The sequence below is a fragment of the Streptomyces sp. NPDC014764 genome, from assembly GCF_043082785.1.
Taxonomy (GTDB): domain Bacteria; phylum Actinomycetota; class Actinomycetes; order Streptomycetales; family Streptomycetaceae; genus Streptomyces; species Streptomyces althioticus.
In genome coordinates this window covers 14,469-40,100 of record NZ_JBIBXY010000023.1, presented here as the reverse complement: position 1 = coordinate 40,100, position 25,632 = coordinate 14,469, and the positions used below count along the sequence as shown (strand labels likewise).

The 25,632-nt window shown below is 66.8% G+C and carries 30 protein-coding genes; 16 read left to right on the top strand and 14 right to left on the bottom strand.

Annotated elements, in window-relative coordinates:
- Positions 1-5: 5 nt before the first annotated feature.
- The gene (tcmP, locus tag ACF1AG_RS31805; protein WP_391810818.1) at positions 6-704 is read left to right on the top strand and encodes a three-Cys-motif partner protein TcmP; all 699 of its coding nucleotides are present in this window, start codon (positions 6-8) and stop codon (positions 702-704) included.
- A 99-nt stretch (positions 705-803) separates the two neighbouring features.
- Here the strand turns inward: tcmP and ACF1AG_RS31800 are convergent, their stop codons facing one another.
- Together ACF1AG_RS31800 and ACF1AG_RS31795 are read right to left on the bottom strand one after the other, a co-directional pair.
- A complete protein-coding gene (locus tag ACF1AG_RS31800; RefSeq protein WP_391810817.1) occupies positions 804-1,658 on the bottom strand; it encodes a hypothetical protein in 855 nt (284 codons plus the stop codon).
- 26 nt (positions 1,659-1,684) lie between these two features.
- On the bottom strand, positions 1,685-2,875 hold the full coding sequence (locus tag ACF1AG_RS31795) for a hypothetical protein (RefSeq protein ID WP_391810816.1): 1,191 nt from the start codon (positions 2,873-2,875) through the stop codon (positions 1,685-1,687).
- Positions 2,876-3,092: 217 nt separating this feature from the next.
- On the opposite strand from ACF1AG_RS31795, the gene ACF1AG_RS31790 reads away from it, so the two are divergent.
- From ACF1AG_RS31790 to ACF1AG_RS31780, 3 genes are all read left to right on the top strand, one after another.
- Positions 3,093-3,910, top strand: a protein-coding gene (locus ACF1AG_RS31790) for an IS5 family transposase (protein WP_391810815.1) whose coding sequence is annotated in 2 segments (ribosomal slippage) — positions 3,093-3,441 and positions 3,441-3,910 — 819 coding nt in all. Because the reading frame shifts where the segments join, the coding sequence is not laid out codon by codon here.
- 51 nt (positions 3,911-3,961) lie between these two features.
- Positions 3,962-4,776, top strand: a protein-coding gene (locus ACF1AG_RS31785) for an IS5 family transposase (RefSeq protein WP_391810850.1) whose coding sequence is annotated in 2 segments (ribosomal slippage) — positions 3,962-4,304 and positions 4,304-4,776 — 816 coding nt in all. Because the reading frame shifts where the segments join, the coding sequence is not laid out codon by codon here.
- A 51-nt stretch (positions 4,777-4,827) separates the two neighbouring features.
- Positions 4,828-5,642, top strand: a protein-coding gene (locus tag ACF1AG_RS31780) for an IS5 family transposase (protein ID WP_391810850.1) whose coding sequence is annotated in 2 segments (ribosomal slippage) — positions 4,828-5,170 and positions 5,170-5,642 — 816 coding nt in all. Because the reading frame shifts where the segments join, the coding sequence is not laid out codon by codon here.
- A gap of 33 nt (positions 5,643-5,675) precedes the next feature.
- Here the strand turns inward: ACF1AG_RS31780 and ACF1AG_RS31775 are convergent.
- From ACF1AG_RS31775 to ACF1AG_RS31720, 12 genes are all read right to left on the bottom strand, one after another.
- Entirely contained in the window at positions 5,676-6,062 is a 387-nt protein-coding gene (locus ACF1AG_RS31775) for a hypothetical protein (RefSeq protein WP_391810814.1), read from the bottom strand.
- Positions 6,063-6,654: 592 nt separating this feature from the next.
- A complete protein-coding gene (locus ACF1AG_RS31770; RefSeq protein ID WP_391810813.1) occupies positions 6,655-8,037 on the bottom strand; it encodes a magnesium transporter MgtE N-terminal domain-containing protein in 1,383 nt (460 codons plus the stop codon).
- Entirely contained in the window at positions 8,034-8,501 is a 468-nt protein-coding gene (locus tag ACF1AG_RS31765; RefSeq protein WP_391810812.1) for a hypothetical protein, read from the bottom strand. The genes ACF1AG_RS31770 and ACF1AG_RS31765 overlap by 4 nt, the downstream gene beginning before the upstream one ends.
- A gap of 183 nt (positions 8,502-8,684) precedes the next feature.
- Positions 8,685-8,810, bottom strand: coding sequence for a hypothetical protein (locus ACF1AG_RS31760; RefSeq protein ID WP_391810811.1), 126 nt, complete (start codon positions 8,808-8,810; stop codon positions 8,685-8,687).
- Between the two features lie 100 nt (positions 8,811-8,910).
- Positions 8,911-9,621: a M15 family metallopeptidase gene (locus ACF1AG_RS31755; protein ID WP_391810810.1), complete on the bottom strand. Its 711-nt coding sequence runs from the start codon at positions 9,619-9,621 to the stop codon at positions 8,911-8,913.
- Positions 9,622-9,651: 30 nt separating this feature from the next.
- Positions 9,652-9,999: a LysR family transcriptional regulator gene (locus ACF1AG_RS31750; protein ID WP_391810809.1), complete on the bottom strand. Its 348-nt coding sequence runs from the start codon at positions 9,997-9,999 to the stop codon at positions 9,652-9,654.
- Positions 10,000-10,305: 306 nt separating this feature from the next.
- Positions 10,306-11,742: a DnaB-like helicase C-terminal domain-containing protein gene (locus ACF1AG_RS31745; RefSeq protein ID WP_391810808.1), complete on the bottom strand. Its 1,437-nt coding sequence runs from the start codon at positions 11,740-11,742 to the stop codon at positions 10,306-10,308.
- Between the two features lie 42 nt (positions 11,743-11,784).
- Positions 11,785-12,852 carry a hypothetical protein gene (locus ACF1AG_RS31740; RefSeq protein WP_391810807.1) on the bottom strand — a complete coding sequence of 356 codons (1,068 nt, stop codon included), beginning with the start codon at positions 12,850-12,852 and terminating at the stop codon, positions 11,785-11,787.
- Positions 12,853-13,123: 271 nt separating this feature from the next.
- The gene (locus ACF1AG_RS31735) at positions 13,124-13,402 is read right to left on the bottom strand and encodes a helix-turn-helix domain-containing protein (RefSeq protein ID WP_261384152.1); all 279 of its coding nucleotides are present in this window, start codon (positions 13,400-13,402) and stop codon (positions 13,124-13,126) included.
- 88 nt (positions 13,403-13,490) lie between these two features.
- A complete protein-coding gene (locus ACF1AG_RS31730) occupies positions 13,491-13,823 on the bottom strand; it encodes a hypothetical protein (RefSeq protein WP_189482995.1) in 333 nt (110 codons plus the stop codon).
- A gap of 78 nt (positions 13,824-13,901) precedes the next feature.
- Complete coding sequence (locus tag ACF1AG_RS31725; protein ID WP_189482993.1) at positions 13,902-14,462, bottom strand: UTRA domain-containing protein; 561 nt, start codon at positions 14,460-14,462, stop codon at positions 13,902-13,904.
- Between the two features lie 27 nt (positions 14,463-14,489).
- Positions 14,490-15,317: a GntR family transcriptional regulator gene (locus ACF1AG_RS31720; RefSeq protein ID WP_391810806.1), complete on the bottom strand. Its 828-nt coding sequence runs from the start codon at positions 15,315-15,317 to the stop codon at positions 14,490-14,492.
- A 501-nt stretch (positions 15,318-15,818) separates the two neighbouring features.
- Here ACF1AG_RS31720 and ACF1AG_RS31715 point away from each other — a divergent pair.
- The 12 genes from ACF1AG_RS31715 (at position 15,819) to ACF1AG_RS31660 (ending at position 25,628) form a co-directional block, all read left to right on the top strand.
- Positions 15,819-16,604 carry a hypothetical protein gene (locus ACF1AG_RS31715; RefSeq protein ID WP_391810805.1) on the top strand — a complete coding sequence of 262 codons (786 nt, stop codon included), beginning with the start codon at positions 15,819-15,821 and terminating at the stop codon, positions 16,602-16,604.
- Positions 16,605-16,758: 154 nt separating this feature from the next.
- Positions 16,759-17,109 carry a hypothetical protein gene (locus ACF1AG_RS31710; RefSeq protein ID WP_391810804.1) on the top strand — a complete coding sequence of 117 codons (351 nt, stop codon included), beginning with the start codon at positions 16,759-16,761 and terminating at the stop codon, positions 17,107-17,109.
- A gap of 148 nt (positions 17,110-17,257) precedes the next feature.
- Positions 17,258-17,641, top strand: coding sequence for a hypothetical protein (locus ACF1AG_RS31705; protein ID WP_391810803.1), 384 nt, complete (start codon positions 17,258-17,260; stop codon positions 17,639-17,641).
- A 295-nt stretch (positions 17,642-17,936) separates the two neighbouring features.
- The gene (locus tag ACF1AG_RS31700; protein WP_391810802.1) at positions 17,937-18,116 is read left to right on the top strand and encodes a hypothetical protein; all 180 of its coding nucleotides are present in this window, start codon (positions 17,937-17,939) and stop codon (positions 18,114-18,116) included.
- Between the two features lie 143 nt (positions 18,117-18,259).
- The gene (locus ACF1AG_RS31695; protein WP_391810801.1) at positions 18,260-18,505 is read left to right on the top strand and encodes a hypothetical protein; all 246 of its coding nucleotides are present in this window, start codon (positions 18,260-18,262) and stop codon (positions 18,503-18,505) included.
- Between the two features lie 113 nt (positions 18,506-18,618).
- Positions 18,619-18,933 (top strand): hypothetical protein, encoded by a 315-nt coding sequence (locus tag ACF1AG_RS31690; RefSeq protein WP_391810800.1) that lies wholly within the window; start codon positions 18,619-18,621, stop codon positions 18,931-18,933.
- Between the two features lie 241 nt (positions 18,934-19,174).
- The gene (locus tag ACF1AG_RS31685) at positions 19,175-19,885 is read left to right on the top strand and encodes a hypothetical protein (protein ID WP_391810799.1); all 711 of its coding nucleotides are present in this window, start codon (positions 19,175-19,177) and stop codon (positions 19,883-19,885) included.
- 21 nt (positions 19,886-19,906) lie between these two features.
- On the top strand, positions 19,907-21,028 hold the full coding sequence (locus tag ACF1AG_RS31680) for a hypothetical protein (protein WP_391810798.1): 1,122 nt from the start codon (positions 19,907-19,909) through the stop codon (positions 21,026-21,028).
- Between the two features lie 256 nt (positions 21,029-21,284).
- The gene (locus ACF1AG_RS31675; RefSeq protein WP_391810797.1) at positions 21,285-22,913 is read left to right on the top strand and encodes an FtsK/SpoIIIE domain-containing protein; all 1,629 of its coding nucleotides are present in this window, start codon (positions 21,285-21,287) and stop codon (positions 22,911-22,913) included.
- Between the two features lie 167 nt (positions 22,914-23,080).
- Positions 23,081-24,082: an NlpC/P60 family protein gene (locus tag ACF1AG_RS31670; protein WP_391810796.1), complete on the top strand. Its 1,002-nt coding sequence runs from the start codon at positions 23,081-23,083 to the stop codon at positions 24,080-24,082.
- Positions 24,083-24,085: 3 nt separating this feature from the next.
- Positions 24,086-24,358: a hypothetical protein gene (locus ACF1AG_RS31665; protein ID WP_391810795.1), complete on the top strand. Its 273-nt coding sequence runs from the start codon at positions 24,086-24,088 to the stop codon at positions 24,356-24,358.
- A gap of 4 nt (positions 24,359-24,362) precedes the next feature.
- Positions 24,363-25,628 (top strand): hypothetical protein, encoded by a 1,266-nt coding sequence (locus tag ACF1AG_RS31660; protein WP_391810794.1) that lies wholly within the window; start codon positions 24,363-24,365, stop codon positions 25,626-25,628.
- Positions 25,629-25,632: the final 4 nt, after the last annotated feature.

Sequence of the window (25,632 nt, the reverse complement as noted above, 5' to 3'; positions counted from 1 at the left end):
CGGCTATGTCGAGCGGGACGGGCGGCAGCTATTGGCAGGGCAAGGCGCTGCCGAGCGTGTTCAAGCACGAGCTGCTGCGGCGCTATATCCCGCCGTTCGGCGGCATGACCAGCACACAATCCCAGGACCGTCGTGTCGTGTACCTCGATGGCTACGCCGGCGAGGGCCGCTACGAAAGCGGCGAGCCGGGATCCGCGGAGATAGCATTGCGGGTCGCCTCCTACTACCGATCCCGCGGCCTGCACCTGTCCTGCTTCTTCGTCGAACAGCAGGCCAAGTCGTTCGACCGGTTACAGCAGGTTCTGCGCGGCTACACAGCCCGCGGCGTGGACGCTCGAGCGCACCGCGGGGAGGTCGACGACGTCCTCAATGACGTAGTCCGCCGCGCGGCTGGCGTGCCGCTGTTCCTGTTCCTCGACCCGTGCGGACTGTGCCTGCCCCGCGACCGGCTGGTCGACGTGCTGGCCCGGCAGCGGCCCCAGCGCCGCCCGGCGACCGAACTGCTGATGAACTTCAGCATGATGGCCGTGCGCCGCCTGGGCGGCCACGTGCGCTCCCCGAGGGGCAACGAGAAATCCCTGGAACGCTTCGACGCCGTCTGCGGCGGCCCCTGGTGGCGGGAGAGTACTTCACCGACGCGAGCGGCCATGAGGACGCAGCCGAAGCCGTGGCTGCCGAGTACGCCCGGCGCCTGCAACGCGTGACCGGCATGTACGTACAGTGTGACGAACCGGCCTCTGAGAGTTTCCCCCCGGACTTCACAATCGGGTTGGTTAAGAGGAGTGTCCGGTGCTGGACAACGGTTAAGGGTGCAGGGCACTAACAAAGGCAGGCGCAAGACCACGGATGCGGTCTGCGGGTACGTCACCAGCGAGCGCTTGGACGGCGAGGTCCGTTCCAGGGGTGGCGGCCGCGCCAAAGAGGGCGCGTAGGAGTTCCAGGCCGTGCCGTGCCGTGTCGCCGACCCGGGGGTCGGCGCTCAGTTCTGCGAAGGTCTGGGCGAGTTCGTCAGCCGGGGTGGTGGTCATGATGCGGTAGACGTCGCCGGCGTCTTTGTTGCTCAGCCGATCCGGGCGTCTCGTGGCGTCCTTGATGCGTTCATGGATCTTGATGGCTTTGGCGACGAGCAGGGCTGCGGGGCCGGCGACGTAGGCTTCAATCTGCCGGGAATCACCGGGGGTGAGACTGGTGACGGCCATGATCGAGCGGTCCACGGCTGCGACTTCTAGACCGGCGACTTTCTTGGTCGCCCATTCGTTGTGGGGCGGCAGCTGCGTACGCCGTCTGGTGTTAGGGCGCGGTGCCAACTGGTGCGGCACAAGCAGATCGACCTCAACCGGGACGGTGAGGCTGCCGACCTGCTGAGGCCTCTCCCACAGACCGGACTGGTGGTCTCTGAGGTTGAATCCGGCGTTGCGCATGGCCTGCTCGATGAGTGGGTCTTCGCCCAGGCGCTGCGGATCGATGCTGATGTCGCCGTCGGCGGTGTAGGGGGCGCTGCGGATGGTGGCGTTCTGGGTGCGGAGGTAGACAGCCTGGGCCCCCACGACGGTCGTGGCTTCACGGTGCTTCTCCAGAGCGACCAAGGCGTCCAACAGGGCACCGCGAGCAGCCTGGTTGAGTGCGTCCTCGTCGACGCCCGTCGGTGTCTGAGACATCCCGCCCCCTTGCTAGTGGGGCGATCCTAGAACAGTGACGGATCTCCTGCGCCGTTATGCGGTGCTCTGTGACGGCCTGCTTCCTCGAGGCCGCTCAGGCGCCAAGTTCCTTCCTTCTCGGCCATGTACTCGAGCACCTTCTCGCCCTCTGCCGGCATGCGTCCCGGTCCGGACAAGCAGTCAAGGACGAGCTGGCTGAGTCCGACCTGCCAGTACCGGTCGAATCTGACTGGGCGGTGCCACACGCTCAGGTCCCAAGGAGCAAGAAGCAGGACGTCGGCGCCTTCGGACACAGGCAGCAGGCCGAGGTGCTTCGCGATACGCGTATTTGCTGCATCGTCAGGGGCTGTGTAGAGCATGAGCTGTCCGCCTACGGCGACCGGGGCGACAGTGCGGGCCGCGTACGACCCGGTGACGAGAACCTCGTGGTCCGCAACGTAACCGTCGAGCTTGTCCAGCCGGTCGATGACCGCCTGGACGCCCATCGGTGCGATCATGCCGAGCGGGTGCGTGTGGTGCATCAGGTCCAGGCTGCTAGCGCGGGTGCGGAGCAGCTGCTGCCAGTCGACGTGGACGATGACCTTGCCGTTGCGTTCGATGAGCAGCTGGTCCTCGAGGGAGTCCAGCAGTTTGGACACGTAGGGAACGCTGAGGCCGGCGCTCTTGGCGAGGTCGGTGGCCCGGTAGGGGGGCTTCACGTCCGCGAGGAGGCGTACCAGCCGGCCGGCTCGCGGGCCCGTCAGCATGGGCTTGCTGTTGGAAGGCCGATGGCTGGAGGGGGCCCGCTCGGCGCCCTGGGTGTGGACAATGATGGCCGGCCTGGTGACGCGCAAGGACACGTTCCCCGTCAGGTCAAGGTAGGCGATCTCCCGGCGGCGCAGCTCTTCCTGAGTCCTTGGGCTGATCCACGGCGCGAACACCATTAGGCGCGTGTAGTGGTTAACCCGGCGCACGAGCATGGCTGTCGAGGCGATGTGCCCGGCGGCGTCCTTGGGGGTCACGCGCGTACGGACGTCGACCAGGAGCTCGGTGAACATGCTGTCGTGTCGCGAGGTGAGACGGACGACCGCGTCCCAGCCGGGGTCCCCTGTGTGCGGTGCCGTGGCTTGCTCGGGCTGGACAGTGACCTCCCAGTCCTCACCGAGCATGTCCCTCAGAGCTGCAGTCCCCAGCTCGAGGACGGTGGCAGCTTCAGCAACGGTCGTAAGGTCGTCCACACATCGATCGTGCCACGGCAAGTCATCACCTCCAAGAAAACTTGCCGATCTCGCTACGTTTCCACCCCATGGAAAGTTGCTGAAATTGGCAAGTTTTCTGTAGTGGGCGGCTTTCCGACGCTTGGAAACTGGCCCATACCGGCAACAGAACTGGCTATCGTGCTCAACGCAGCTGCTTAGACCGTGTCCTACGTGGTGAGGCGTCGTTGAGCTCGGTATGGGGCGGGGTACGTGGAGTTGGATTGTTCCGGACGGGTTGTGGGAGATCGCGAAGCCGTTGATCCCGCCGTCGAAGGTGCGGCCGCAGGGCGGTGGAACGCAGGACACGCCTGATGAGACGCTGTTCGCCGCGATCATCTACGTGCTGGTGTCCGGCTGCGCCTGGCGAGCTCTGCCGCCATGCTTCGGCGTCTCGAAGTCGACCGCCCACCGCCGCTTCCTCATCTGGTCCAGAGCCGGTGTCTGGGGTCGGCTTCACGAGGCCGTGCTGCACCGACTCGACGACGCCGGCCTTCTCGACGTCACCCGCGTCGTCCTCGACACCGCCCACGTGAGGGCTAAAAAAGGGGCGAACACACAGGTCCGAGCCCCGTGGACCGGGGCAAGCCGGGTTCCAAGATGCACGTCCTGTCGGACGCGAACGGACTGCCCCTTCTCGTCGGCGTCTCCGCGGGTAACACCCACGACAGCGAAGGGCTGAAGCCGATGGTGGAGGGTCACCAAACGAGACACGACCCCCACAACGGCCGGTACTTCAAGCCGCAACGCCTGCATGCGGACAAAGCCTACGATCGGGCTGACCTGCGCAGATGGCTGCGCGGGAAGCGGATCGGCGTGCGCATCGCCCGTAAAGGCATCGAGTCCAGCGAGCGATTAGGGCGGCGCCGCTGGGTCATCGAGCGGACGATGTCGTGGCTGTCCGGCTACCGCCGCTTGAGCCCTCGCTACGAACGCGATCCCCGCAACTACCTGGCCGTTCTCGGACTCGCCGCCGCCCTGTGCTGCTACAAGCGACTCATCCGCCTCACCACGTAGGACACGATCTTAGACCGTGTCCTACATGGTCAGTTGGCAGTTGTCCTGGGCATGGGGAGTGGACGGTGGGGATGGATTGTTCCGGACGGATTGTGGGAGATCGCGAGGCCGTTGCTGCCGCCGGCCCGGGTACGTCCGCAAGGGGGTGGGGTCGCGAGCATCGATGACGAGGCGGTCTTCGCCGCGATCATCTATGTGCTGGTCAGCGGTTGCGCTTGGCGGGCGTTGCCGCCGTGCTTCGGGGCGTCGAAGTCGACGGTTCATCGCCGGTTCGTCATCTGGTCGCGAGCCGGGGTCTGGGGGCGGCTGCATCAGAAGGTTCTCCAGCTTCTGGACGAGCGGGACCTGGTCGACCTCTCCCGCGCGGTCCTTGACTCTGCCCATGTGCGGGCTAAAAAGGGGGCGAACTTGCAGGTCCGAGCCCCGTGGATCGGGGTAAGTCCGGTTCCAAGATGCATGTCCTGTCCGACGCGAACGGACTGCCCCTACGCGTCGGAGTCTCCGCTGCCAACACTCACGACAGCCAGGCCCTGAAGCCGATGCTGTCCCATTTCCACATGGGACACGAATCTCACGCGACCGATTCCAAGCCTGGGCGTCTTCATGCGGACAAGGCGTACGACGTGCCTCACCTGCGGCGATGGCTATGGGGCAAGCGCATCGGCGTCCGCATCGCCCGCAAGGGAGTCGAGTCCAGCGAGCGACTCGGCCGCCGAAGGTGGGTCATCGAACGCACCATGTCCTGGCTGTCCGGCTACCGCCGACTCAACCACCGCTACGAGCGGAAACCAGGCAACTACCTGGCCTTCCTCGGCCTCGCCGCCGCCTTGTGCTGCTACAAGCGACTCATCCGCCTGACCATGTAGGACACGGTCTTAGACCGTGTCCTACATGGTCAGTTGGCAGTTGTCCTGGGCATGGGGAGTGGACGGTGGGGATGGATTGTTCCGGACGGATTGTGGGAGATCGCGAGGCCGTTGCTGCCGCCGGCCCGGGTACGTCCGCAAGGGGGTGGGGTCGCGAGCATCGATGACGAGGCGGTCTTCGCCGCGATCATCTATGTGCTGGTCAGCGGTTGCGCTTGGCGGGCGTTGCCGCCGTGCTTCGGGGCGTCGAAGTCGACGGTTCATCGCCGGTTCGTCATCTGGTCGCGAGCCGGGGTCTGGGGGCGGCTGCATCAGAAGGTTCTCCAGCTTCTGGACGAGCGGGACCTGGTCGACCTCTCCCGCGCGGTCCTTGACTCTGCCCATGTGCGGGCTAAAAAGGGGGCGAACTTGCAGGTCCGAGCCCCGTGGATCGGGGTAAGTCCGGTTCCAAGATGCATGTCCTGTCCGACGCGAACGGACTGCCCCTACGCGTCGGAGTCTCCGCTGCCAACACTCACGACAGCCAGGCCCTGAAGCCGATGCTGTCCCATTTCCACATGGGACACGAATCTCACGCGACCGATTCCAAGCCTGGGCGTCTTCATGCGGACAAGGCGTACGACGTGCCTCACCTGCGGCGATGGCTATGGGGCAAGCGCATCGGCGTCCGCATCGCCCGCAAGGGAGTCGAGTCCAGCGAGCGACTCGGCCGCCGAAGGTGGGTCATCGAACGCACCATGTCCTGGCTGTCCGGCTACCGCCGACTCAACCACCGCTACGAGCGGAAACCAGGCAACTACCTGGCCTTCCTCGGCCTCGCCGCCGCCTTGTGCTGCTACAAGCGACTCATCCGCCTGACCATGTAGGACACGGTCTTAGGCCACCGGAGCATGGGGCGCTCAGAGCTCGGCATCAGAGAAGGCCAGCGGTGGGGCAGGGTGCCGTACCACCTGCCGTAGTCGTTTCTCGACCTCATACCGGTTGAGGCGCTTGGTACGGGCGTAACGTGCCACGGCCGTCTGCACCACTTCTGCGGCAGCGAGCCATACCTGGCGCTGCAGGTGACGCTCGTGGTGGTCGCTGAGGAGCTGCAGCTTGTGGTGAGCGGCATCAGCGGCTTGCTGAAGCGCAACCAGCTCCTGGGGTACTCCTGCCGCGGACTGGTTGGGAACATCGTGCCGCGCCTCGGTCCCGGCCTGGGCTGTCTCGACGGCTGGTGCCTGCGGCTGGCCCGGCACCAGCCCGCCCGAGGCCCGGGGAGAATCCTGCGCCGTCGGCGGGGTCATCGGCGAGGACTCGGTGAGTGCGGGACGGCAGGTAGGGCGGTCCCGGCTGGCCCGCCCAGCCGCGGTGGCGCCGCGCTCCGGCGGCACCCTGAGTGTCGTCGGAGCGGAGGTCTTCCAACCGGTCGCGGTCGGCACTGGTGACCCAGAAGCGGTGCACCGTAGTGCCGGTACGGAGCTGGATGGGAACGATGGAGCCGGCAGCCGTCTGCCGGACCATGTCTGTCGAAGAGAACGTCGCGGGCTTGGGTATGGCATGGGCCTTGCCGCAGCGGCGCACCCCGTCGGGGCATGGATACACGGCACGGACGTCGCAGTGCCAGAAGTCCAGGGCGCGGAACCCGGGCCTTGACCCCGGAGGTCCTCGCCCTTGTGCGCCGCAGCCGGCGCCAGTGCCGTGACCGGCACGCCGACGAACAGAACAATGCCGTCGCCTTCGCCGACGGCATCAGCGGCCACCGCACCCCCGGCACAACCGCGGCCCGGCTTCGCGGTTGTCATCAACCACGACCAGCCTCAGCCGGATGTCGTCACCGTACGGACGTCAGACCTGCCCGAACAGGCGTGTGACGGTACGTGTTTGGAAGCCTTCGCATTATCCAAGCAGACGGAGAACGGGAACGGACGCAGCGATCATTCCCCCCATCCAACTCCAGTAAAGAATCCTCCATGCGATCGGAAGCCTCTGGAGGATCTGCTGCTTCTGGGGAGGCTCTGCATCTCTCAGGAGAAGATAGACAGCAAGCGGGCTGGCGCCGCAGACAATCGACCGCATTGTCTTTTTCGGGATCGCAAGGCAGATGCTTTCAGTGTCCGGCCTTGCGAAGGCGAGTGTCCGGGCTCGGCTCGCCGAGAGACTGCCCAAGACCGACATTAACTGCTCCGCGGACATATGATCCGCTACAGAACGCGCCCGGTCTTCAGGCATGGATTCAATCTCGGCGCAGATGCGGTCGAAAGGCATGCCGACGAACCTGCCCACTTGGGCGGCAGCCGATCTTTCGTCAAGCACCTTCTGCCGGGTCGGGGCGTCCAGTCGCTCAAGGATTTCCGACAGAGTTTCCTCCGGAAAAGCGACCATGACGCGCCCCAGATCGCTAGCGGCCCAGGAGTGCACTTGGAGAATCTTCCAAACCGCGAAGGCTGCCTGATCTGCCGGGAGGGACGACAGGAGCGCCCGGGCCCCTTCCGGCCTCATGCTTCTGAAAAGCAAGATTGCGTCGTAGGGCGAGAGAGCTTGAAACACCTCTCTCCGCTGAGGCAGCTCGCTGACGAAGGAAGCTGCGCGTTCAACGCCAAGGTCCGTCACTACCTGTGAAGCCACGTGAGGTGGGCTGTCGCGAAGGGAGCTGACCAACCATGCATCGGGCATCTCGCGAAGGATGGCCGTCTGATTATATTTCGACAGTGCCCCAAGTAACGGTAGTCCAGATTCCCTGGGAAGTGAGCTGATAATTTTCGCCAAGGCGGCCGAGGTGTTATTCCCAATCATCTGCGCCGCAGTCTCTGGCGGAAGCAGCGACAAGACGTCCAGAGCACGGCCCGCGGCAAGCATTTTCGCGACAATCTCACGCGGCATCACGGCCATGAGATACTTCGCGTTTTCGCTGGGCATGGCGCAGAGAGAGTCAACCGCCGAGGAATCAGACATAGAAGCGAGCAGCATTACAGCTCGCACCTCGTCCATGCTGGCGAGCAGCTCGCCGGTTCGCTGCGGCGACAGTAAGCCAAGCCTCATAGCCGCCACGTCCACTTCCATGGAGACGCATACAGCTACTGCCTGATCAAGCGGCATTTCGGCAAGGCGTGCCGCCGCAGCAGTCACGGACGTGCTGGACAACTCACTCGCCACGGTGCGAGTGAAGTCCGTGCCAATGTGGATATTTCCTTGTCCCACCTGATAGACACGCGCATTGCCCTCTGCATGGGCATGCATTGCTGTGCCGTCGCTCGGCTCCCCAGCCCCGGTCTCCGTCATGACTCGGAGATGTTCATCGTGCCCTGGCCGAGCTGATACATGCGCGACTGGTCCGTTGCGAGACCGTTCATGGTGACGCCGCCGTTCCAGACCTGCTGAGCCGAATCATTGCCAGCGATGTCTTCCACAGCGGCACGGAGCTCGGCCGCGAACGCCTCTCGCTGCGACTCATCGAGGCTTTCCAACAGCAGCTCTACCCGGGTTCGCCACACGCCGGCCTGGTACGTCCTCACTGAATCAGCCTCTGCCGGATCGGCAGAGGCAATCTCAGCGGCTGTTCGGTCAAGCCTTGCGAGCTCACCGCTCTCTGCCTGCTCCCCGCCGCGACCCAGCATCCGGCCGAGCCGCTCACGGAAGGTGTTCCAGGCGTCAGTACCAGCAGCCTGCACGACTGCGGTTCCTGCCATCGCGGCTACCGCCGTCAGAGCCTCTGGCAGCACGTGCTCCCCCTCGCTTCGCAGCAACGCGCCGGATTTTACTCCGCCTTGGCCTCTAGCGCCTCCCACCACACCGGCATCAACGAGCCATCACAGACGCAGCAACGCGCCGTCCCCAATCGGCAGAGCCAGTGGCTACCCGCGGGGAGACGGGACCGGTGCGTCCGTCCAACTCGATCGCCACATCTACCCAGGTGGGGGACCCGCTTGTCATGCAGGGCTCAGACACAGCTTCTGAGGGCGTCCCGCCACGAGCGTGACGCGGCCGGCGGGCAGCGGCCCGGCCAGTGCGTCGAAGTCGGACAGGCCGGTGTGTAAAGGGCTGCTGGTGGTCATGGCTTGGTGCTCCTCGTGGTCGTGTGAGAGCTGGATGCCTGTAGGGTCTCGCGATCCATGGCATAGGGCATCGCTCCGACCTGCGGCTCTTCAGGCTGTCTCACGCCATGTCATGCCGAGTTCGTCTCGTCTGGTGCGGGTGCGAAGTCTGCGGTTGGTCGAGCTCCTTGGGTCCGTAGTGGGCGACTGTCGCCCCTGTTTCCAAGGCCCAGTAGCGGTCTCCGTATGACCAGTGCCACCACTCTGTGGGGTAGTTGACCAGGCCAACAGCAGTGAGTGCGGTGCTCAGGATTTCCCGGTGGGAGCGAGCCTTGTCGCTGATGTTGTCGGCCTGCGTGTAACAGGCACCCTCGCTCTCCTCCGGAGTCGCGTTCATACGCGTACCCATGTCGAGTTCGCACCCGTCATCATCAGCAAGCGTCAGGTCAACGGCTGCTCCGGCGCTGTGCGGTGCGATCTCGGGAGGAGACACGTAGCGGCTGGCTGCCGAGCGGACCTGCTCAGCGGCCCATTCCGGATGTTCAGCACGCAGTTGAGCTGCGTATTTGTCGAAGTAGTGGCGCTGAAGGGACGGTGGGCGATACCCCTCGACGAACAGCAGCCGCATCCCTTGGGGTAGCTGTGCCTGTGCCTTGAGGAGGCGGTCAAGCACGCCTTCGCGCAGGTAGGCGAAGGCACCGGCAGAGTCCTGCCATTTGCGCTCGTCGACCATCAAGCGACCATCTCGTCGCAGATCTACGAGCCGTTCACCGCACTCCTGAACAGGAACGGCTGCGACCTTCGGGTCGGACATCAGAACGATCTCAGTCATGACGCGATCATCTCGTGCCCTTGCACCCCTTCAGCCGGGATCTTCCGAGCCGCCGCGACGACGCGCTTGCCGAATCGAGTCAGTTTCATGGCCGTGCCGCGTTCGGCCCCGAACAAGGAGGGGCTGTCCGAAGTCGGCTTCGAGCCGGTTGATCTGGATCACCAGGGTCGACTGGTGAATGCCGAGGTCTCTGGCCGCTTCGGTGAGGGTGGGATAGGTCCGGGCTGCCAAGAAGCGTGAGAGCCGCTGCCGTGCGTATGGACCGGTCAGCGCCTTGCGGAGGATGGCAGGATGCCCTTCGGCTTCGTCGGCGGTGTGGTGGCTGGCTCCGCCGCGTGGACGGAGGGGGATGTTGTGGGTGCGGGCCCAGCGGGCCATGTTCGCGGTACTCATACCGGTTTCGCGGGCGAGGTCCGGCAGAGTTCGACGGCGGTGGACGTACTGCTCGATGAGCCAGTCCCGTTTGGTGGTGCCTCGACGCTTGTAGTCCCCAGACCCCACGGACGACCGCTGTGGAGCCAAGGTGCCAGGCACCCGCCCGGAGGTGACCCGGACTACCGCCCGAGTCACCCAAACGGGTGAAGCCTCTGAACTGCGAGTCTCACGGCAGTGGCATTTCTGCCATCCATCTGCCAACTGCTGTGAGATTCTGCCAAGGCTTTTGAGACCCTACAATGCCAGGGATCAGGTCTGGCTCATGTCGACGAAGCGGGAGTAGTGGAGTTGCGCGGCAACGGTCACGCAGGCGGTGGGCCCGAACCTGTTCTTCTCGATGATGAGGTCGACCTCGCCGGCCCGCGGTGATTCCTTGTCGTCCGCGTCGGGCCGTTCGACCTTGATCACTACGGATGCGTCGTTCTTGATGGCGCGAGACTCGCGCATGAGGCCGTCGTCGTTGAGCTGGGACAGGGCGATGACGTGGCAGCCGAGCTGGACGGACAGGTTCTTCAGGCCGCGGGATACGGCCGCGACGGCCTGCTCTCGGGTCGTGTTGCGGGACTGCTCGGTCTCGACCAGCTGCAGGTAGTCCACCACCAGAAGACCCAGGCCTTCGGCGCGGGCGCAGGCCCGGGCGGCGGAGGCGATGTCGCCCAGGGACGCACCGTCGGGCCGGTAGACCCGCAGAGGCAGCTTCTGGAACAGCTCCGGCCCCAGGGCGTGGATCTTCTCCCACTCCTCGACGGTGAGGCCGCCCTGGTGGGTCAGATGATGCAGGGCGATCTGCCCCTCAGCGGCGGCGATCTTCTGCATCAGCTCGGTACTGCTCATCTCCAGCGAGGAAAACATCACCGTTGCGCCCGCCTTGGCGGCGGCCACGGCCATGTTCAGCGCGAGCGTGGACTTGCCCACGCCGGACTGTGCGGCCACCACGGTCACGTTGGCAGGCTGCATGCCCGAGGTGAGGGTGTCGAGGTCGGCGAACCCGTAGGTCAGGCCGACCCGCCGGCCGTTCTGGATGTCTTCGGTCTCCGCGACGAATGGCAGGTACAGGTCATCGACGTTGGGCGGCACCTCGTGCAGGCCGGGGGTGCCCGCGACGATGTCGGTGAGCTGCTGCTCGACCAGGGCGCGCACTTCGTCCTCGTCGCCGGCATCGCTGAAGGCGTACTCAAGGATGCGGTTGGCCGACTCGATGACCGCGCGCCGGTAGGCCTTGGCACGGACGATCTCGGCATAGCGCGGGCCGTGCGCGGGGGTGGGCGGTGCCTGCACGCACACGTGCAGGTATGAGTGGCCGCCGGCACGGGCCAGTTCCCCGCGTTCGGTCAGTGCGTTGCCGACGGTGACTGGGTCTACGGGCTCGCCTGCCTGGTGAACCTCCAGGATCGCGCGGTGGATGATCTGGTGGGCGGGCCGATAATACTCATCGGCGGCCAAACCTGTGTCCAGGATCTCGCCGAAGAACCGGTAGGAAGCGCTCGTCGGGCTGCCGGACAGCAGCAGCGATCCGAGGACCGCTTGTTCGGCCTGAAGGTCCTGCGGCGGTACGCGGGTGAACGCGGCCAGCTGCTTGCCCTCGCGTGCGTCGAGGTTGTCTTCGGGGGTGTCGTGGCTCTGAGCGGGAATGCTGGTAGACACTGGTGAGGTCTCCTGATCAGTGTGGTGCTCAGGGGATTTCACGGGCCGCTCCCCTGCACGGGAGCGGCCCGTCCTGCTGTCTGGTCAGGCAGGCACGGTCATTGCGCACTCCACGCAGCCCCTGCGGTAGCGCGCGGGGTGATCCGGGCACCGTTCAGGGCTGGCTCCTTGGCTCCGGCCCGCACTAGCGACGACGGCGTAGCGCGGAAGATCCCTGATCCGCGTCGGCACCAGTGACGACGGCCGCTTGAAGCCTTGCGGGTCCCGCGTGACCTCCTGCGCGAGCAGCAGGGGGTCGACCTCAAAGATCGATGGCCAGCCCTGCGCAGCCATCGACTGCAGCAGCAACGGCGCGTACTTGCGTGCCGAGGCCGCGCCCATGTGGTGCGGCGGGCGCAGTTTCTGCAAGAAGGACTCCGCCGCGTGAAGGTCCTTCGAGGCGAAGCCACCCTCCCCCTCCTCCCGCTGTGACGGAAGCGACCCCGGGGAGTCGGTGAGGGGGTAGGGGGAGGAGGTAGTTACCTCCTCCGGGGGGTGTGGGGGGTGGACGCCATTGGTACCACGTGGTGCGACCTGCGGCTTTGCACCATTGACCACACGTGGTGATTGACCATGTGTGGTCAATGGTGCCACATGGTCTGAGCTGGTCTTTTTATCAATGGCCACATGTGGTGATTGCCCACGTGTGGCCATTGATGGCACGTGGTCTGAGCTGCGGAAACCTTCTGGAGCGGGAATCCATGATCCGGTCTCGGGCTGGTCAGTCCGGCGCTGTGAGACGACGTACTGAATGCCGACGGCCTTACCTCCCTCGCCCCTCAGCCGGTGACTCTGGACGTAGCCGGCCTCGCGTAGCAGGCCCAGTTCCCGGCGCACGACGTTCGCGCCGATCGGTTTCCCATTCGCACCCTTCCAGCCAAGCTGCTCCAGCCATGCCACCAGGAACGGAACATCAAAAGACTGGTCGGGTGGCAGGAACCACAGAGCCTGAGCGAAGGCGATCGTGAGCGGCTGCCAGCCGTGCCCGAAGAACGTCTCTTCGGTGATCGTGACGTGCGGAGCAAACTCCGGCTTTCTGGTGTACGTAGCACGGACCTCAAGGTCCGCCGAACCGTCCGTCTTTGGACGCAGAGTGTCTTGCTGGTTACGCAACGGTGGTACATCTCCCCAGGTAGGGGAGCCGTGACCAGCAGGTGTGACCAAGCAGGATCCCGGAGTAGTGGCGTTGCGCAATCTCTTGCGCATACTCTGGGTATAGGTGACTGCGCGGGCCCACGGGCCCACGGGCATCACCCCGGCGAGGTCACCTCACCGGATCACGACTCAAGGGTGTGGAAGCTCGATTGAGTCGGACTTGAGAGAGGCTCCTGTTGTGGCGACAGGGGCCTCTCTGCATTACGGGGCGCGGATTCGCATTGTCCTCTCACCCCTCGGCGGCGGCCGGCGGAGGCGCCTCGGCGGCCTGTGGGTGCTTCTGGGCCCAACCGTTCAGCAACCGAACGTACGCGTCCAGATGTCGTCTGCGGGGCTTTGCCGCACCGACTTCCCACCGGTTGAACGCGGCTCGTGTGACACCGAACACCTCGGCGACTTCGGCTTGAGTGAGGCCGTCAGCCTTTCGCAGACGCGCGCGGATCTCCGGGGGCGGCATGAGGCTCGGCCGCGTGAGCAGGGCGTCTACCGCTTCGGTCAGGTCAGGCACTGTGTACTCCCCCTCCCGTAGATGATCCGGAACTATACATAAATCAGCACTCGATCAATGGCATTTGGCGGCGCGTCGCTGCGGTTTACTACAGGTCATCGCTGTCGACGAGCCCTCGCGCTTGTGTCAGGTAGGCGTATGCCGCGCCCAAGTGCCCGTACATGGCTGCACCCTCGCTTACGAGAGCCATGTCCGCGGCCTCCGCAGCGCGCTGGAGAATCGGGGCCAGGGGAGCGGGAACCTCCGGGGCGGAAGCGAACTCCAGGAGTCGCCCCACGACCGCGCTGAGTCCGGCGTCAGCGGGGAGGCCGGCCGGGCCGCTGGGTGCACAAAGCGCGGGCACCCACCCGGTGTTGGCGTCCAGCGCGGCTCGCAGTTCCTGGAGCAGCTCCTCGCTGGTCATCCGCCTATCGGCGTTCATGGGCGTCGACTCCTGGTGTTCAAAGAGGGACGGGTAGGTGCAGGCTCCCCGGCTCGTTGTGGTCGGGGAGCCTGCAAGTCAGGCCAGCGGCACGGCGAAGCGCAGCTTCCAGCCCTTGCTCAGCACATGCTGCGTGACCTCGACCACGCGGCCCTCCTGCGTGCGACCGATGTGGGTGATGGTCATGACCGGTTCGCCCTCGCTCAGTCCGAGGCGGGAGGCCTCTTCCTGGGTGGCAGGTCGAAGCTCGACATCTTCGACAGCCGTGTCGCCCTGGTCGTACCCGGCCTCCTTCATCCGGCTGATGATGCCGCCGACGCCGGTGTCCACCTGCTCGACACCCGCGGCCTCGGCCACGTCGACCGGGATGTAGGTGTTGGCCAGCTGGACCAGGCGGTCACCGTCGAACATCTCCCGGCTGCGGACCACAACCGCGTCGGCCGAGCCCAAGAGCTCGGCGACCTCGGAGGGCGCGGCGGCGCGGCTCACGGAAACCTCGGTGCGCGGGGTGCGGCCGGTGCGGCGAAGTTCAGCGTCGAAGGCGCCGCGTGCGCCGTCCTCCTCGCGCTGGCTCGTGGTGTAGCGAGTGCGCGCGTCGCGCAGGATCGTGCCGCTGCTGTCGATGCTGTTGCTGGGCATGTAGTGCGTGCTCCTTCTCGGAATTGCTTACTGGGTGCGCGTGCAGTTGTCAGTGTCGGGCGTGTCGATCACCCACTCATAGGCCAGTCGCCATTTCGACCGCGGCAGGACGTGGAGGCCGATCTCGACCACTCGGCCGGCTGCGGTCAGTCCCTTGTGGGTGATCTCCATGACGGCCTGTTCGGCCGGCACACCCAGAGCCTTGGCCTCTGCCTCGGTTGGAGAGCGAACCTCGATCTCCTCTCGCAGGCGTACCTGCTTGAACCCGGCCTCGGCGAGGCGGGATTTGCTGCCCCCAGTACCCGTATTGCTCTGTGCCAGCACGGGACAGGCGTCGGCTACATCCTGGGGGAACCATGACGTAGCGACCTGGATGACCTCTTCGGCCTCGGAGTTGCCGGGGAGCCCAACGGGCATGATCCGCTCGCGCTTAAGGGTCTTGGCTCGGTGGTGCATCCCGAAGGCCTCGGCGACCTTCCGAGGAGGCACGTCTCTTGCAATGGTGAGGATCACCGGCCGCGGTTCGAACCCCATGGCGCGCATTTCCGCCTCGAAGGCACCCACGGCTCCGCCGGCCTCCCGCAGCGACGGCAGGTAGCGACGGTTTCGCTCACTCACGATCTTGCCGAGCACCAGTGAGACGTACGTGCCCTTGCCTCGCCTGGAGAACAGGAGCCCTTCGCTTTCCAGCAGGCCGTAGATGTCGCGGGCTGTCTGGTAGGCGATGCCGTGCTCCTTCTGGAGCTGAGGCACGCCAGGCAGTCGTGACCCGGGCGCAAGTACGCCTCGCGCAATCTTGTCTCGGATCTCGGCTGCGATCCGTTCAACCTTTCCCGGACTCTGCTTGGCGGCCACCGCTCCCCCTTCCGTGCGCATCGTGCAGGCAGCGGATCTCGCTACCCGATGCGCACAGCATCGCATGTCTAGTTGTTTCCCGAAAGCCGGGACTCGCTGTTGCTTAATGAGTACCAGAAAATTGCAGGTCAGAGGGCATGAGAAGGAGAAGTTAGCTAGACAGGTTGACCTGAGGGGGATACCGGGGTTCTAATCGAGGTGCCCCGCAGGCGGTGAGTAGCCGGATGCAGGGCGTAGCCGATGGTGTGTTGGCTCGCTTCGAAGCCGCTCATTGGCCGCAAGACATGCGGAAGCCCCTTCCCCTCACGGGGAGGGCCGGGGTTGATAGCTCCACCAAATCCCCCGGTGCAGTCACCTGGCTGGTGTGGCTCCCGAGTTGCACGTCGCAGCGCAGATGCGCTGTCCGTCCATCAGGACGCCGGGATCACTCCGTGCGGCCTGACGGGCGGAGAGGGCACCGCGACGCACCCCGCCTCGCTTTCAGTCACGAGGAGGACCCCCATGAGCACAACGCCTGTGCTACCGACGGCTCGCAAGCGCCGCCGCAAGACCCGCACCCCGAACGTCAACACCCGTCCCCCGATCGTCGCCTCGGACCTCAAGTTCAACGAGATCGACCTGACCCCCGGCAAGGAGCATCTGGTCTGCCCTGACTGCTCCACCTGGGTCCCGATCACCGGCACGCTGGGCACGCCGAAGTTGGTGCCCCACCACACCGGCCGAGCCACGGCCGCTGAACCGCACCGCTGCACGGCCGGAAGCAACCGCCGGCTCATCATCGACATCGAGGTCGACGCCTGGCGTACGACGCTGATCGAGGCGGTCCCGACCACCGCCTGCCGGCGCGCCACCAAGGTGCTGCCGAAGCCGAAGACGAAGCCCGCCCCGGCTGCCAGCCAGATCAAGCCCGCACCTCTCAGCGCGGAGCAGATCCGGCAGGCGTTCCGGAAGCACCAGCAACAGTGCCCGGCTTGCAAGGGCGAGGCCACCGGTCGCGACGGACAGCCCCTGCCCTGCCATGATGGCGAGCGCCTGGCCGTCACCTTCCTTCGGCTGCTCCGGCAGGAGCCCAAGCGCCAGGCCGTCCGCGACTTCTTCGCCCGCGAACGCCGTCGGTTCGACCGTCAGTACGCTGCGGCGGCCAAGCGCACCGGCAGGTGGGCCGCCGTGCTTCCCGCAGTCCAGGCGGCCGACACTCGACGGGCGCAGCTGCCCGTCGGCGACGCGCCGCTGGAAGCACCACCGGTGCCGGTCGAGACGCTTCGACCCAGGCGCCCCACGCGCTGACACCGCCACGCAGCCTGCACTGCCCATCGTCGACCAAGCCCAAGACGGGCCCGGTGGCCGGTGGAGTGCGCAGGACGCACTCATGCGACGACCCCCAGGGATTGCGCCCCTGGGGGTCTTGTCGCAGGTCACCCTTTCGGAGAGGACGACCCACATGCCCAGCATCGCATCCATGCACACCGCTGCGTCTCCCGAGCACGAGGGACGGAAGGAAACCCCGGCGACCGGACGACCGCACCCGTACTACAGCGACGTCGCCGAGCAGATCGGCCCCCGCCTCCCCGGCGCGATCTACCAGAACGTGGACGGCCGCTTCGAGGTCCTGTCCCTGGTCACCGACCCCGCCGACGCCGCAGCGCTGCTGCGCCGCGACAGTGCCCGGTGGGCGGTCATCGTCCGCGACACCCTGCGCCCGGACGGCCAGCCGTTCGCTGTCGGCTCGGTGTGGACGACGTCGGACTACCTGATCCGCCCGGCCAGGACCGCCTACACGTCCGCAGCCTGACGGCCCGCCACGGTCCCTCTTCCGCCTCATCGAAGCGTCAGGGGTGGGAGCAGGGCCGTGGCTGGCCGTCCGGCCAGTCACAAGGTGACAGCCCCGGAGCTCTGACCTTCCGGGGCTGTCCGGTCAACGGACCTGATAGGAGATCCCCTTGACCACGGCGATCATGACACGACCTGCGGCCCGCACGACAGAGACCGCGGCCAACCCGGAATACGCCTGCGACCAGTGCGGCACCTTCCACACCGGCCCCTGCGCCACGGCGGCCGGCCGCCAGCTCGGTGACCTCCTGGCCCGCATGGTCCGCGAGACCGATGCCCGCGTCCCGGCCGAGCGCCGGGCGCGGCGCACGCTTCAGGAGATGATGCCCGGCTACGAGCGGCAGCCGGTGCTCACTCTGCACCGGCCGGCGATGGCCGATGACGCCTGTCCGCTGTGCGGACGGTGGAGCTGCACGGGCAGCGACTGCCCGCCCAGTGCGGTGCCCGCACCGAGCCTCACGGTCCGGGACGGGCGTAAGGCGGTGACCGCATGATCACCCGCCTCACCGAAGAGGAGCGCAGGAAGCTTTCCGAGAAGGTCCGCGAGGTCAACAAGCAGTCGCAGCAGCGGCCCCGCTGACGAAACGGACCGGATGCCTCACCTCATACACGCGGCCCGGGCGGCGCAGCACCGTGCTGTCCGGGCCGCCCTCGCTCTCGGCCCCGGCCATCCCCTCGCCCGTCTGCTGCTGGCTGCCGCTGCCGTGACTGCCGCAGCGGCATGGGAGGCGGGATACGGCGTGGCCGACCTCCACTCCACCCGCCGGCACCACGAGAGACGGACACCGCGTGCCTGACGATCTGTACCAGCGCTACCAGGCAGCCGCCCGCGCCCACCAGGCGCACACCACCAGCTGCCCCCGCTGCACCGACACCGCCCGCTGCTCCGACGGAGAGCGGCTGTGGTCGGCGTTCGAGCGACTGCAAGACGCCTACCTCGACTGCCAGCGCACCAAGCACACCCGCTGAGCCACCTGGCCCAGCCGACATCGCCACCTCTGTCGGTTGCCTCCCGCGCCCGTCCCGGCGCCTGCCCCCTGGGCGGCCGGTACGGACGTGGCGAGGGGAGCCGAACAGCCGGCCTCTGCTACTGAGCCTGAACGGAGACAGACATGGCCCGTATCACTCGTGCTCGCATGAACCGCGACGCCGATTACTGGGAGAGCAAGGCAGCCCCGCGTGCGGATGCGGCGGCTGCCGACGGGGAGCGTGCCGCTGCCGACCCCACCAATTCCGGGCACACCCGCGCATGTGCGGCCCGCGCTGCGGAGATCGCCCGACGCGATGCGGCGGAGTACCGCAACATCGCCGACACCCTGCGCGCCGGGGAAATCCCGGACGGCTACCGCTTCGACTGATCGTCCGTCTGGCGGCTGCCTGATCCGCTCGCACCAGCCGCTGCACTGGCAGGCCGGGACGGGCGGTGACGGGGAGCCGGACAGTCCGGCACAGATAGAGAGGACCCCCCAAGATGCTCCAGAAGATGCGCGTCAGGCAGCGGCACAACCGTCTGATGAGGGTTGCCGACCACCTGGTCCGGGACGCGGCCGTGATCTCCTCCGAAGTCGCGAGCCTGGTCACCGCCGCCCAGGTCGCCTGCCTGGCGTTCGCGCGCTACCAGCTGCCTATCACCGAGGAGGAAGCCGCCGACTACCTGGCGGCTGCCCTCGTGGCCCGCGGCCACAGCACCGACCACCAGCTCGCTGCCGTGACTGACGGCTACCTGGCGGCCGCCCCGGTCGCCCGCGGCCGCAGCGCCGACCAGCGTTCCGCTACCGCTGGCTGACGGTTGCCTCCCGCGCCCGTCCCGGCCCCGCCATCTGGCGGCGGTCGGTACGGGCGCGGTGAGGGGAGCCGTACAGCCGCGCTCCGTCTGCCTGCTGGAGGCCCTTGTGTCCCACACGATCCCGTTACGCGCGCCCCTGGACGAGTCTGGGCTGCCGCGCAAGGAACGGACCGTCCCGACGGACGGTCCCGCCGCACCGCGTTCGAGCACTCCCGCCCCTGCGCCTCGTCAAGGAGACGACATGCCCGACACGTTCTCGGTCCCGTTTCAGCAGGTCCTCGACCGCATCACCCCGCACCTGCCGCCGTACCTGCGGAAGATCGAACCGGTCCACGGCCGGGTGCGCTTCGAATTCGCGCCGTTCACCGGCCACGAGAAGCAGCCCGTCAAGCCGCTGTCGTACTACGACGACCCGCGGCTGAACTACGTGCCCGAGTCTGAGGATCAGGCTGAGCACCGCATCCGGACGGTCGCGCGGGACGTCCTGGACGACCTGTACCAGCAGGCGAGCAAGCGCTGGCAGGACGCCGCCTACGTCGCCGAACTCCGCCGGGTCGTGCGTGACGCCCCGGAGCGCTGGCGGGCGTACGAGCGGGAAACGAAGGCGCTGGAGGCGGCCTACGCCTACCTGCGCACCGCTGAGGCGGGCCGGGAATGGCCGGCCGCGATCTCCCGCCTGGTCGACGCGCAGGACCGTACCCGCGCCGCCGCCGATCGGTTCGACGAGCGCGCTGCCGACATCGCCGACGCCCAGTACCGGCACCTGTACGCCGACCTGGGCCACACCCAGGCGCTCGCCGAGGCGGGCTACCCCGAGGCGAAGGACTGGCACATCGGTGACGGCTTCGGCGGCTACTTCCGCGACGGGCTCACCGCCAAGGTCGACCGCCTCATCGAGGAGCAGGAGCAGCACCTGGCCACGGTCCGCCGCCTGTCCGGCACTGCCCACTGATCACGAGAAAGGAAGCGAGACATGAGCAAGACCATGAGCGCCAGGATTGCGAGCGTGAGGCCGTCCCCGCGCGGGACGGTGCTCACCATCCTGGGCGTCATCACGCTGGGCGTGGCCATCCTGTCGGTGGCCGTCTCCTACGACATCCTCGAGCCCCGGTTCGGCGCCTGGGCGGTGCCCACCGTGGGTGCCCTGGACGCCCTGTGGGTGGTCTTCCAGGCCACGGAGGTGCTGGCTGGTAACAACCGGTCCCGTGCCCGCCGGGTCCAGTACGCCGGCCTCGCGCTGACGCTGGTCAACGCGGCCATCCCCACGGCCGAGCTGGTCATGTCCCGGACCGACGGCTTCGACCTGGCCGTCGTCCTGACTCCCATCGCCATCGTCGCCACCAAGCTCGCCTGGTGGCTGGCTCTCCCCTCGCTGGGGCGGAAGACGTCGCCCGAGACCCTTCAGGGGATCGCCAGCAAGCGCCAGCAGGTCGCGGACCAGCTGGAGGTGATGGAGGCCGAAGCCGCCCACCGCATCGAGCTGCTCGACGTGGCCAAGGACCTCCAGAAGCGCGTCGCCGAGGCCGAGACCGCCTACCGCAAGGCTGTCCTGGAGGCGCAGAAGCGGATGACGGAGGAGCTGCACGAGACGGCGGAGGCGACCGCGGCGACCATCGCGGAGAAGCCGCTGCCCGCCTCGGTCGCCGCCATCGCCCTGCCGGAGCTGGGGCAGTGGACGCCGGCCGCCCCCGCCTTGCCCGTGCTGCCGGACCGTGACGCCACCGGCACGCCTGCCATCGGCCGGGACACCAGCGGCACGCAGGTCAACGCAGGCGCGGGCCGCGAGGCGGCACGCCGGGCGGGTCACACCGTCACGCTCGACGAGCTGGCGGCCGTGGCGGGTGTGCCGGTTCCCGAGCCGGGCGTGCCGCTGACCGACGACCAGATCGGCGTCGTGCTGCGGCACCTGCGCTACTCCGACGACCCGCCCCTGTCCTACCGCAAGGCCCGTGCCGACTACCGCACCGCCGGCTTCGTCGGCAGCGAGGAGCGCGTGCGCCACGTATGGAGCTCCCTCCTCGCCGCCGAGGACGGCGAGGAGACGTCCGAGGACGCTGAGGAGTCGGAGGACGAGGACGCCGACGCGGCCGCCTGAGAGAGGGCGTCTGCCCCGTTTCGTCCGGCACCACCAGTGAGGGCCAGCCCGCCTGTGCGGGCTGGCCCTTGCTGCGACTGCCGGAAGCAGAAAACCGCAGTCGACCAGCGCAGACCCGGCGAGCGACCCAGCGAGCAGCCTCTCGGTTGCAGACCTGAGGGAGCAGACCCGGCGAGCGCTGTAACCAAGTCCCTGGAAATCGAATGCGCGTGTGGCTATGGTCACCCGCTGTCATGATCAGACGAAGGAGAGGGGTGTGGGGAGAAAGAAGAACGCGCAGGTCAGCGACGACCTGGCCGGGCAGACGGCGGGCGCTATCGGTGTCCTCGCCATCGCGTTCGGCGTCCTTGCCGCCATCAAGGACAAGCTCGATCTGTCCTGGCCGGCCACCGTCCTGCTCACCGCAGGCGCTCTGGTCGCGCTCGGCTACGGCGCCTGGCGGCTCCGGACATTCGTCCAGCAGCGCTGGGCACGCGAACCGCAGCCCGCGCAGGCCGCAAAGCAGGAGACGGCCGTCAGTCTGCTGGAGGGGCCGGAGACGGAAGCCGAGCAGGTTCCCGCACACCCGGAGCTGACGGCGGCGCTCACCACGGCCGGCGTCATCGGCCGGGAGCAGGTCATCCGGGCCGACGAGGTCACCGTCACCGACATGCCGACCGGCACGCTCTACGACTTCCTGGTCCCCAAAGGGCGCACCTACGAGGACGTGGAGAAGAGGCTCGGCACCGTGGCCGGCATGTTCGGCGTCACCCGCCTCCATCTGACCATGGAGCGCAGCCGGGACAACGAACGCCGCGTGAAGCTTCTCAAGCTCCACGAGCCGCCGTTCACCACGCCGTTCCCGGCCCCGACCCGCCAGGAGATCGAGGCATATCCGGGTGTCCCGTTCGGCCACGACGTCACCGGCCGGCTCGCTGGCGTGCCCACGTTCGACAAGGCATCACTGCTTGTCGCCGGAATGACGCAGATGGGCAAAACCACGCTGGTCAACGGCATCATCACCTGCCTGCTGATCGCGTACGGCGAGTTCGAGATGTACCTGCTGGATGGAAAATTCTGCGGACTCACCAAGTTCGAGAAGAAGGCTGTCCGCTACGAATCGTCCGACGACCCGGCCGTGTTCGAGGACATGGTCGATGAGCTGAATGCCAGGTCGGACAACCGATACGCGAAAATCAAGGAGGCAATTCAGAACAGGCAGCCAGCCCCGAAATTCACTCCCGTCATCTTCATCGTGGACGAGGCTGCCGACTTCTTCGCTCATGACGAGTCGAAGGAAGGGAAAGAACAGGCCCGGCGCATCGCGGAAAAGACACGGTCGCTGGTCTCGAAATCCCTGGAATCTGGGATCTCCAGCGTGCTGATGACGCAGCGCCCGTCCACGAACGCCATTCCGGTAATGGTGAGGGACCAATTCCTTTACCGGATGTGCCTCTACGTGGCATCCGCAGGAACCGCCAAGGTGGCGCTCGGCGACACGTACTTCGAGACCGTGGCGCCCATCAATCCGGCACTCCTGGACCCCGACATCAAGGGGCAGGCGGTTCTCTTCGCCAACGGCCGATCCACGCTGATCCGAGGATTCAACTTTGAGGACCAGTTCATCTGGAGCGTCGTGGACGAAGCCACGGTCAAGCAGCAGGAAAAAGCCCTCGCTGCTCCGTCGAAGAGTCCGATCGAGCGAGCAATCGAAATCATGCGCAACGAAGGCGTCGACTTCATGCGCAGCGTAGAGCTGGCCCCCCACCTCGGAATCACGGAAACCGACCCGACGGAGTGCGGAAAGCAACTCAGCGCCCTGCTGGGCGTCAGCGCGGGACGGAACGCCCGGGGCCGCGGCTACAAGCTCGACGACCTGACAACGGCCGCCAGGACCTCGTCCTGACCGTCACGCCGACCGTCATCCCACCGGCACCCCACCGTCATGCAGGCCCTGCCCGTGACGGTCCCGTCCGGTGCCATGACGGTCCCATGTCGGTGCCGTGACGGTGCCGGATGACGGTTCTGAACTGCGGAAACAGCATCACTCGCTCAACAGGAAGGGGGAAGCCCTTGAAGGGCTCCACAGCGGCCCTCGTCGGGGCCGGAGCGACCGCGGCCGTCGTCGTGGCTGCGCTCGTCCAGGCCGTCGGCGACGACCCGGTGGTGGGCACCGCACTCAGCATGGCCGTGCCCGCCGAATACCAGGCACTGATCGAGGAAGCAGGCAACACCTGCCCCGAGGTCACACCCAATCTGCTCGCCGCGCTCCTTACACAGGAGTCAGGTTTCAACCCGAAAGCTGAATCACCCGTCGGCGCGCAAGGGATCGCACAGTTCATGCCATCCACCTGGGAATCCCACGGAATCGACGGCAACGGGGACGGAAAGCGGGACGTCTGGGACCCCGAAGACGCGATCCCGTCATCCGCCAAATACCTCTGCACCATCGCCCAGGACGTCAAGAACGTACCCGGGAACAAGCAGAGCAACATACTGGCCGCCTACAACGCAGGAAGCGGCGCTGTACAGAAATACGGCGGAGTTCCCCCCTACAAGGAAACACAGAATTACGTTCGATCCATCACCGCGCTCGCCAACCAGCACCAAGGCGGCGGGAAAGTTGCAGACACCGGGCAGGCGGCAACCGCGATCAACGCTGCAAAGCAGATGCTGGGAACCCCGTACTCGTGGGGCGGAGGAAACACGAACGGCCCCAGTACGGGCGTGTGCTGCTCCCCCGGCGGCCAGAACGGAAAAGCCGTCACCGGTTTCGACTGCTCCGGTCTCACGCTGTACGCCTACGCCCAGGCGGGTATCTCCCTGCCTCGCACGGCAGCCCAGCAATACACAGCATCCCAGCCGGTAAAGCCGGGCCAGGTACGCCCCGGAGACCTTATGTTCTACGGCACCAGCGCGACGAACATTCACCACGTCGGCATTTACGTCGGAAACGGATGGATGATCGACTCCCCCCGGCCCGGAACCAAAGTCCGCTACTCCCCCATGGACACGATGCGCGACCTGTTCGCCGTCGGCCGACCCACCTCGAACAACAACAACAAGGAGATCTGATCCATGCGCAAGTTCGTCCTCGCCAAGCCCGTCGACATGTCCGAGGGTTTCAAGGACTTCTTCGACACCATCGGCCTCACCGGCGGCGGCCTGGTCACCAAGGGCATCGCCGCCGTCATCGCCGTCATCGCCGTGCGGATGCTGCTCCAGCTCTCCAACGACCCCAAGGGCGCCCTCCGCAAGGGATCGATGGCCGTCGGCACGCTCTTCGTCGCCGTCATCCTCGCCCTGTACGGCGACACCCTCTTCTCGACCGTGACCGAAGCCAAGGGCTGATCACATGCCGTTCCGAGCAGACGAAGACCCGTGCGACGCCCTCAAAGGCACGCCGGGCTACGAGTACTGCGTCAGGGACGACTCCGGCGGCGGCCCGCCCGATGGGGGCGGGCCGCCCGCCCCCGGCGGGAGCCAGGGCATCACCGACGGAGCCGTCACCAACACCCGGGACCTCGCCGAAAGCCTCATCCGAAAGCTGGAAGGGCTGCTGGCACCCAAGAACACCTGGGCCCCGGAGAAGGCAGACGACTGGATCTACCAACAGTTCCTGTGGCTGGGCCAGCACCTGGCCATCGCCATCTTCATCTGCGTCGTCGTCGTGTGCGCCCTGACCGCATGGCAGGGCGCACCCCGCCTCAAGCAGATGGGTGCCTCGACCGGATGGACGCTCGCCGCCGTCGCCGGCATGGCAGCGATCCCTGGTGCCGTCATGGCGCTCAACGAGGCCATCAGCGCCGCCTTCCGCACCATGTTCAACAGCACTGGGACCACCCTGCTCGGCGTCATCCGCGAGGACATGAAGGACGCGGCGGATGCGAACAACCCGCTGTCCATACTGCTGATTCTCGCCGCGCTGGTCGTCGCACTGGCCTTCGCGACGCTGGTGTTCATGGCCCGCAACCTCGGCATCCTGCTGTTCGTGTGCATGGCGCCCGTGGTGCTGGCATCGCTGGCCCGCGGGGGCGACACCTCCGCGGTCATGGCATGGGCACAGCGCCTGCTGGGGCTCATGCTCGCCCCAATGGCACTGCTGCTGCTCAGCCCTTTCGTGAAGATGACGGAGGGCGCGCTCGTGATGGACGCCGTGCTGCTGGTCGCTGCGGACGCTCTGATGCTGCGGATGATCTTCCACGGTGTGCCGTACTTCGGACCCCGGCTGGCCCGTGGTGCCCGGGAGCTGGTGGAACGCCGGACCTCGAGCCCGCTGGCCCACGCGGTCGTGCGGGCCGGTGCACCGGACGTCTACGAGCAGGAGACGACACCGCGCGGACCGCGCACCGTGGACACCCCGCGCCGCGCCATGACGCAGGACAGGAACGTGCTGTTCGCCGCCTACGGGATCAAGGCGCAAGAGAGGCCGGGACGGCTGACGACCGAGTCCGCCGCCCAGAAGGTCACGCACGACGCCGCCCGTACGGCTCAGCTCAGGCAGGCGCGCAGGGATGCGACCGCAGCTGCTCAGCCGGCGGCGGGCGGGCCTGCGGCACGTCCGCCGCGGACGCCCGCCCCCCACCCGCAGCCGGCACCCAACCCGCCGAGCAATCCGTAAACCT

Excerpts from the sequence above, each read along its gene's own strand:
- tcmP (WP_391810818.1), top strand. The coding sequence starts at position 6 with ATGTCGAGCGGGACGGGCGGCAGCTATTGGCAGGGCAAGGCGCTGCCG.
- ACF1AG_RS31800 (WP_391810817.1), bottom strand. The coding sequence starts at position 1,658 with ATGTCTCAGACACCGACGGGCGTCGACGAGGACGCACTCAACCAGGCT.
- ACF1AG_RS31775 (WP_391810814.1), bottom strand. The coding sequence starts at position 6,062 with ATGACCCCGCCGACGGCGCAGGATTCTCCCCGGGCCTCGGGCGGGCTG.
- ACF1AG_RS31770 (WP_391810813.1), bottom strand. The coding sequence starts at position 8,037 with ATGACGGAGACCGGGGCTGGGGAGCCGAGCGACGGCACAGCAATGCAT.
- ACF1AG_RS31760 (WP_391810811.1), bottom strand. The coding sequence starts at position 8,810 with ATGACCACCAGCAGCCCTTTACACACCGGCCTGTCCGACTTCGACGCA.
- ACF1AG_RS31755 (WP_391810810.1), bottom strand. The coding sequence starts at position 9,621 with ATGACTGAGATCGTTCTGATGTCCGACCCGAAGGTCGCAGCCGTTCCT.
- ACF1AG_RS31750 (WP_391810809.1), bottom strand. The coding sequence starts at position 9,999 with ATGGCCCGCTGGGCCCGCACCCACAACATCCCCCTCCGTCCACGCGGC.
- ACF1AG_RS31730 (WP_189482995.1), bottom strand. The coding sequence starts at position 13,823 with ATGAACGCCGATAGGCGGATGACCAGCGAGGAGCTGCTCCAGGAACTG.
- ACF1AG_RS31725 (WP_189482993.1), bottom strand. The coding sequence starts at position 14,462 with ATGCCCAGCAACAGCATCGACAGCAGCGGCACGATCCTGCGCGACGCG.
- ACF1AG_RS31715 (WP_391810805.1), top strand. The coding sequence starts at position 15,819 with ATGAGCACAACGCCTGTGCTACCGACGGCTCGCAAGCGCCGCCGCAAG.
- ACF1AG_RS31710 (WP_391810804.1), top strand. The coding sequence starts at position 16,759 with ATGCCCAGCATCGCATCCATGCACACCGCTGCGTCTCCCGAGCACGAG.
- ACF1AG_RS31695 (WP_391810801.1), top strand. The coding sequence starts at position 18,260 with ATGGCCCGTATCACTCGTGCTCGCATGAACCGCGACGCCGATTACTGG.
- ACF1AG_RS31690 (WP_391810800.1), top strand. The coding sequence starts at position 18,619 with ATGCTCCAGAAGATGCGCGTCAGGCAGCGGCACAACCGTCTGATGAGG.
- ACF1AG_RS31685 (WP_391810799.1), top strand. The coding sequence starts at position 19,175 with ATGCCCGACACGTTCTCGGTCCCGTTTCAGCAGGTCCTCGACCGCATC.
- ACF1AG_RS31680 (WP_391810798.1), top strand. The coding sequence starts at position 19,907 with ATGAGCAAGACCATGAGCGCCAGGATTGCGAGCGTGAGGCCGTCCCCG.
- ACF1AG_RS31665 (WP_391810795.1), top strand. The coding sequence starts at position 24,086 with ATGCGCAAGTTCGTCCTCGCCAAGCCCGTCGACATGTCCGAGGGTTTC.
- ACF1AG_RS31660 (WP_391810794.1), top strand. The coding sequence starts at position 24,363 with ATGCCGTTCCGAGCAGACGAAGACCCGTGCGACGCCCTCAAAGGCACG.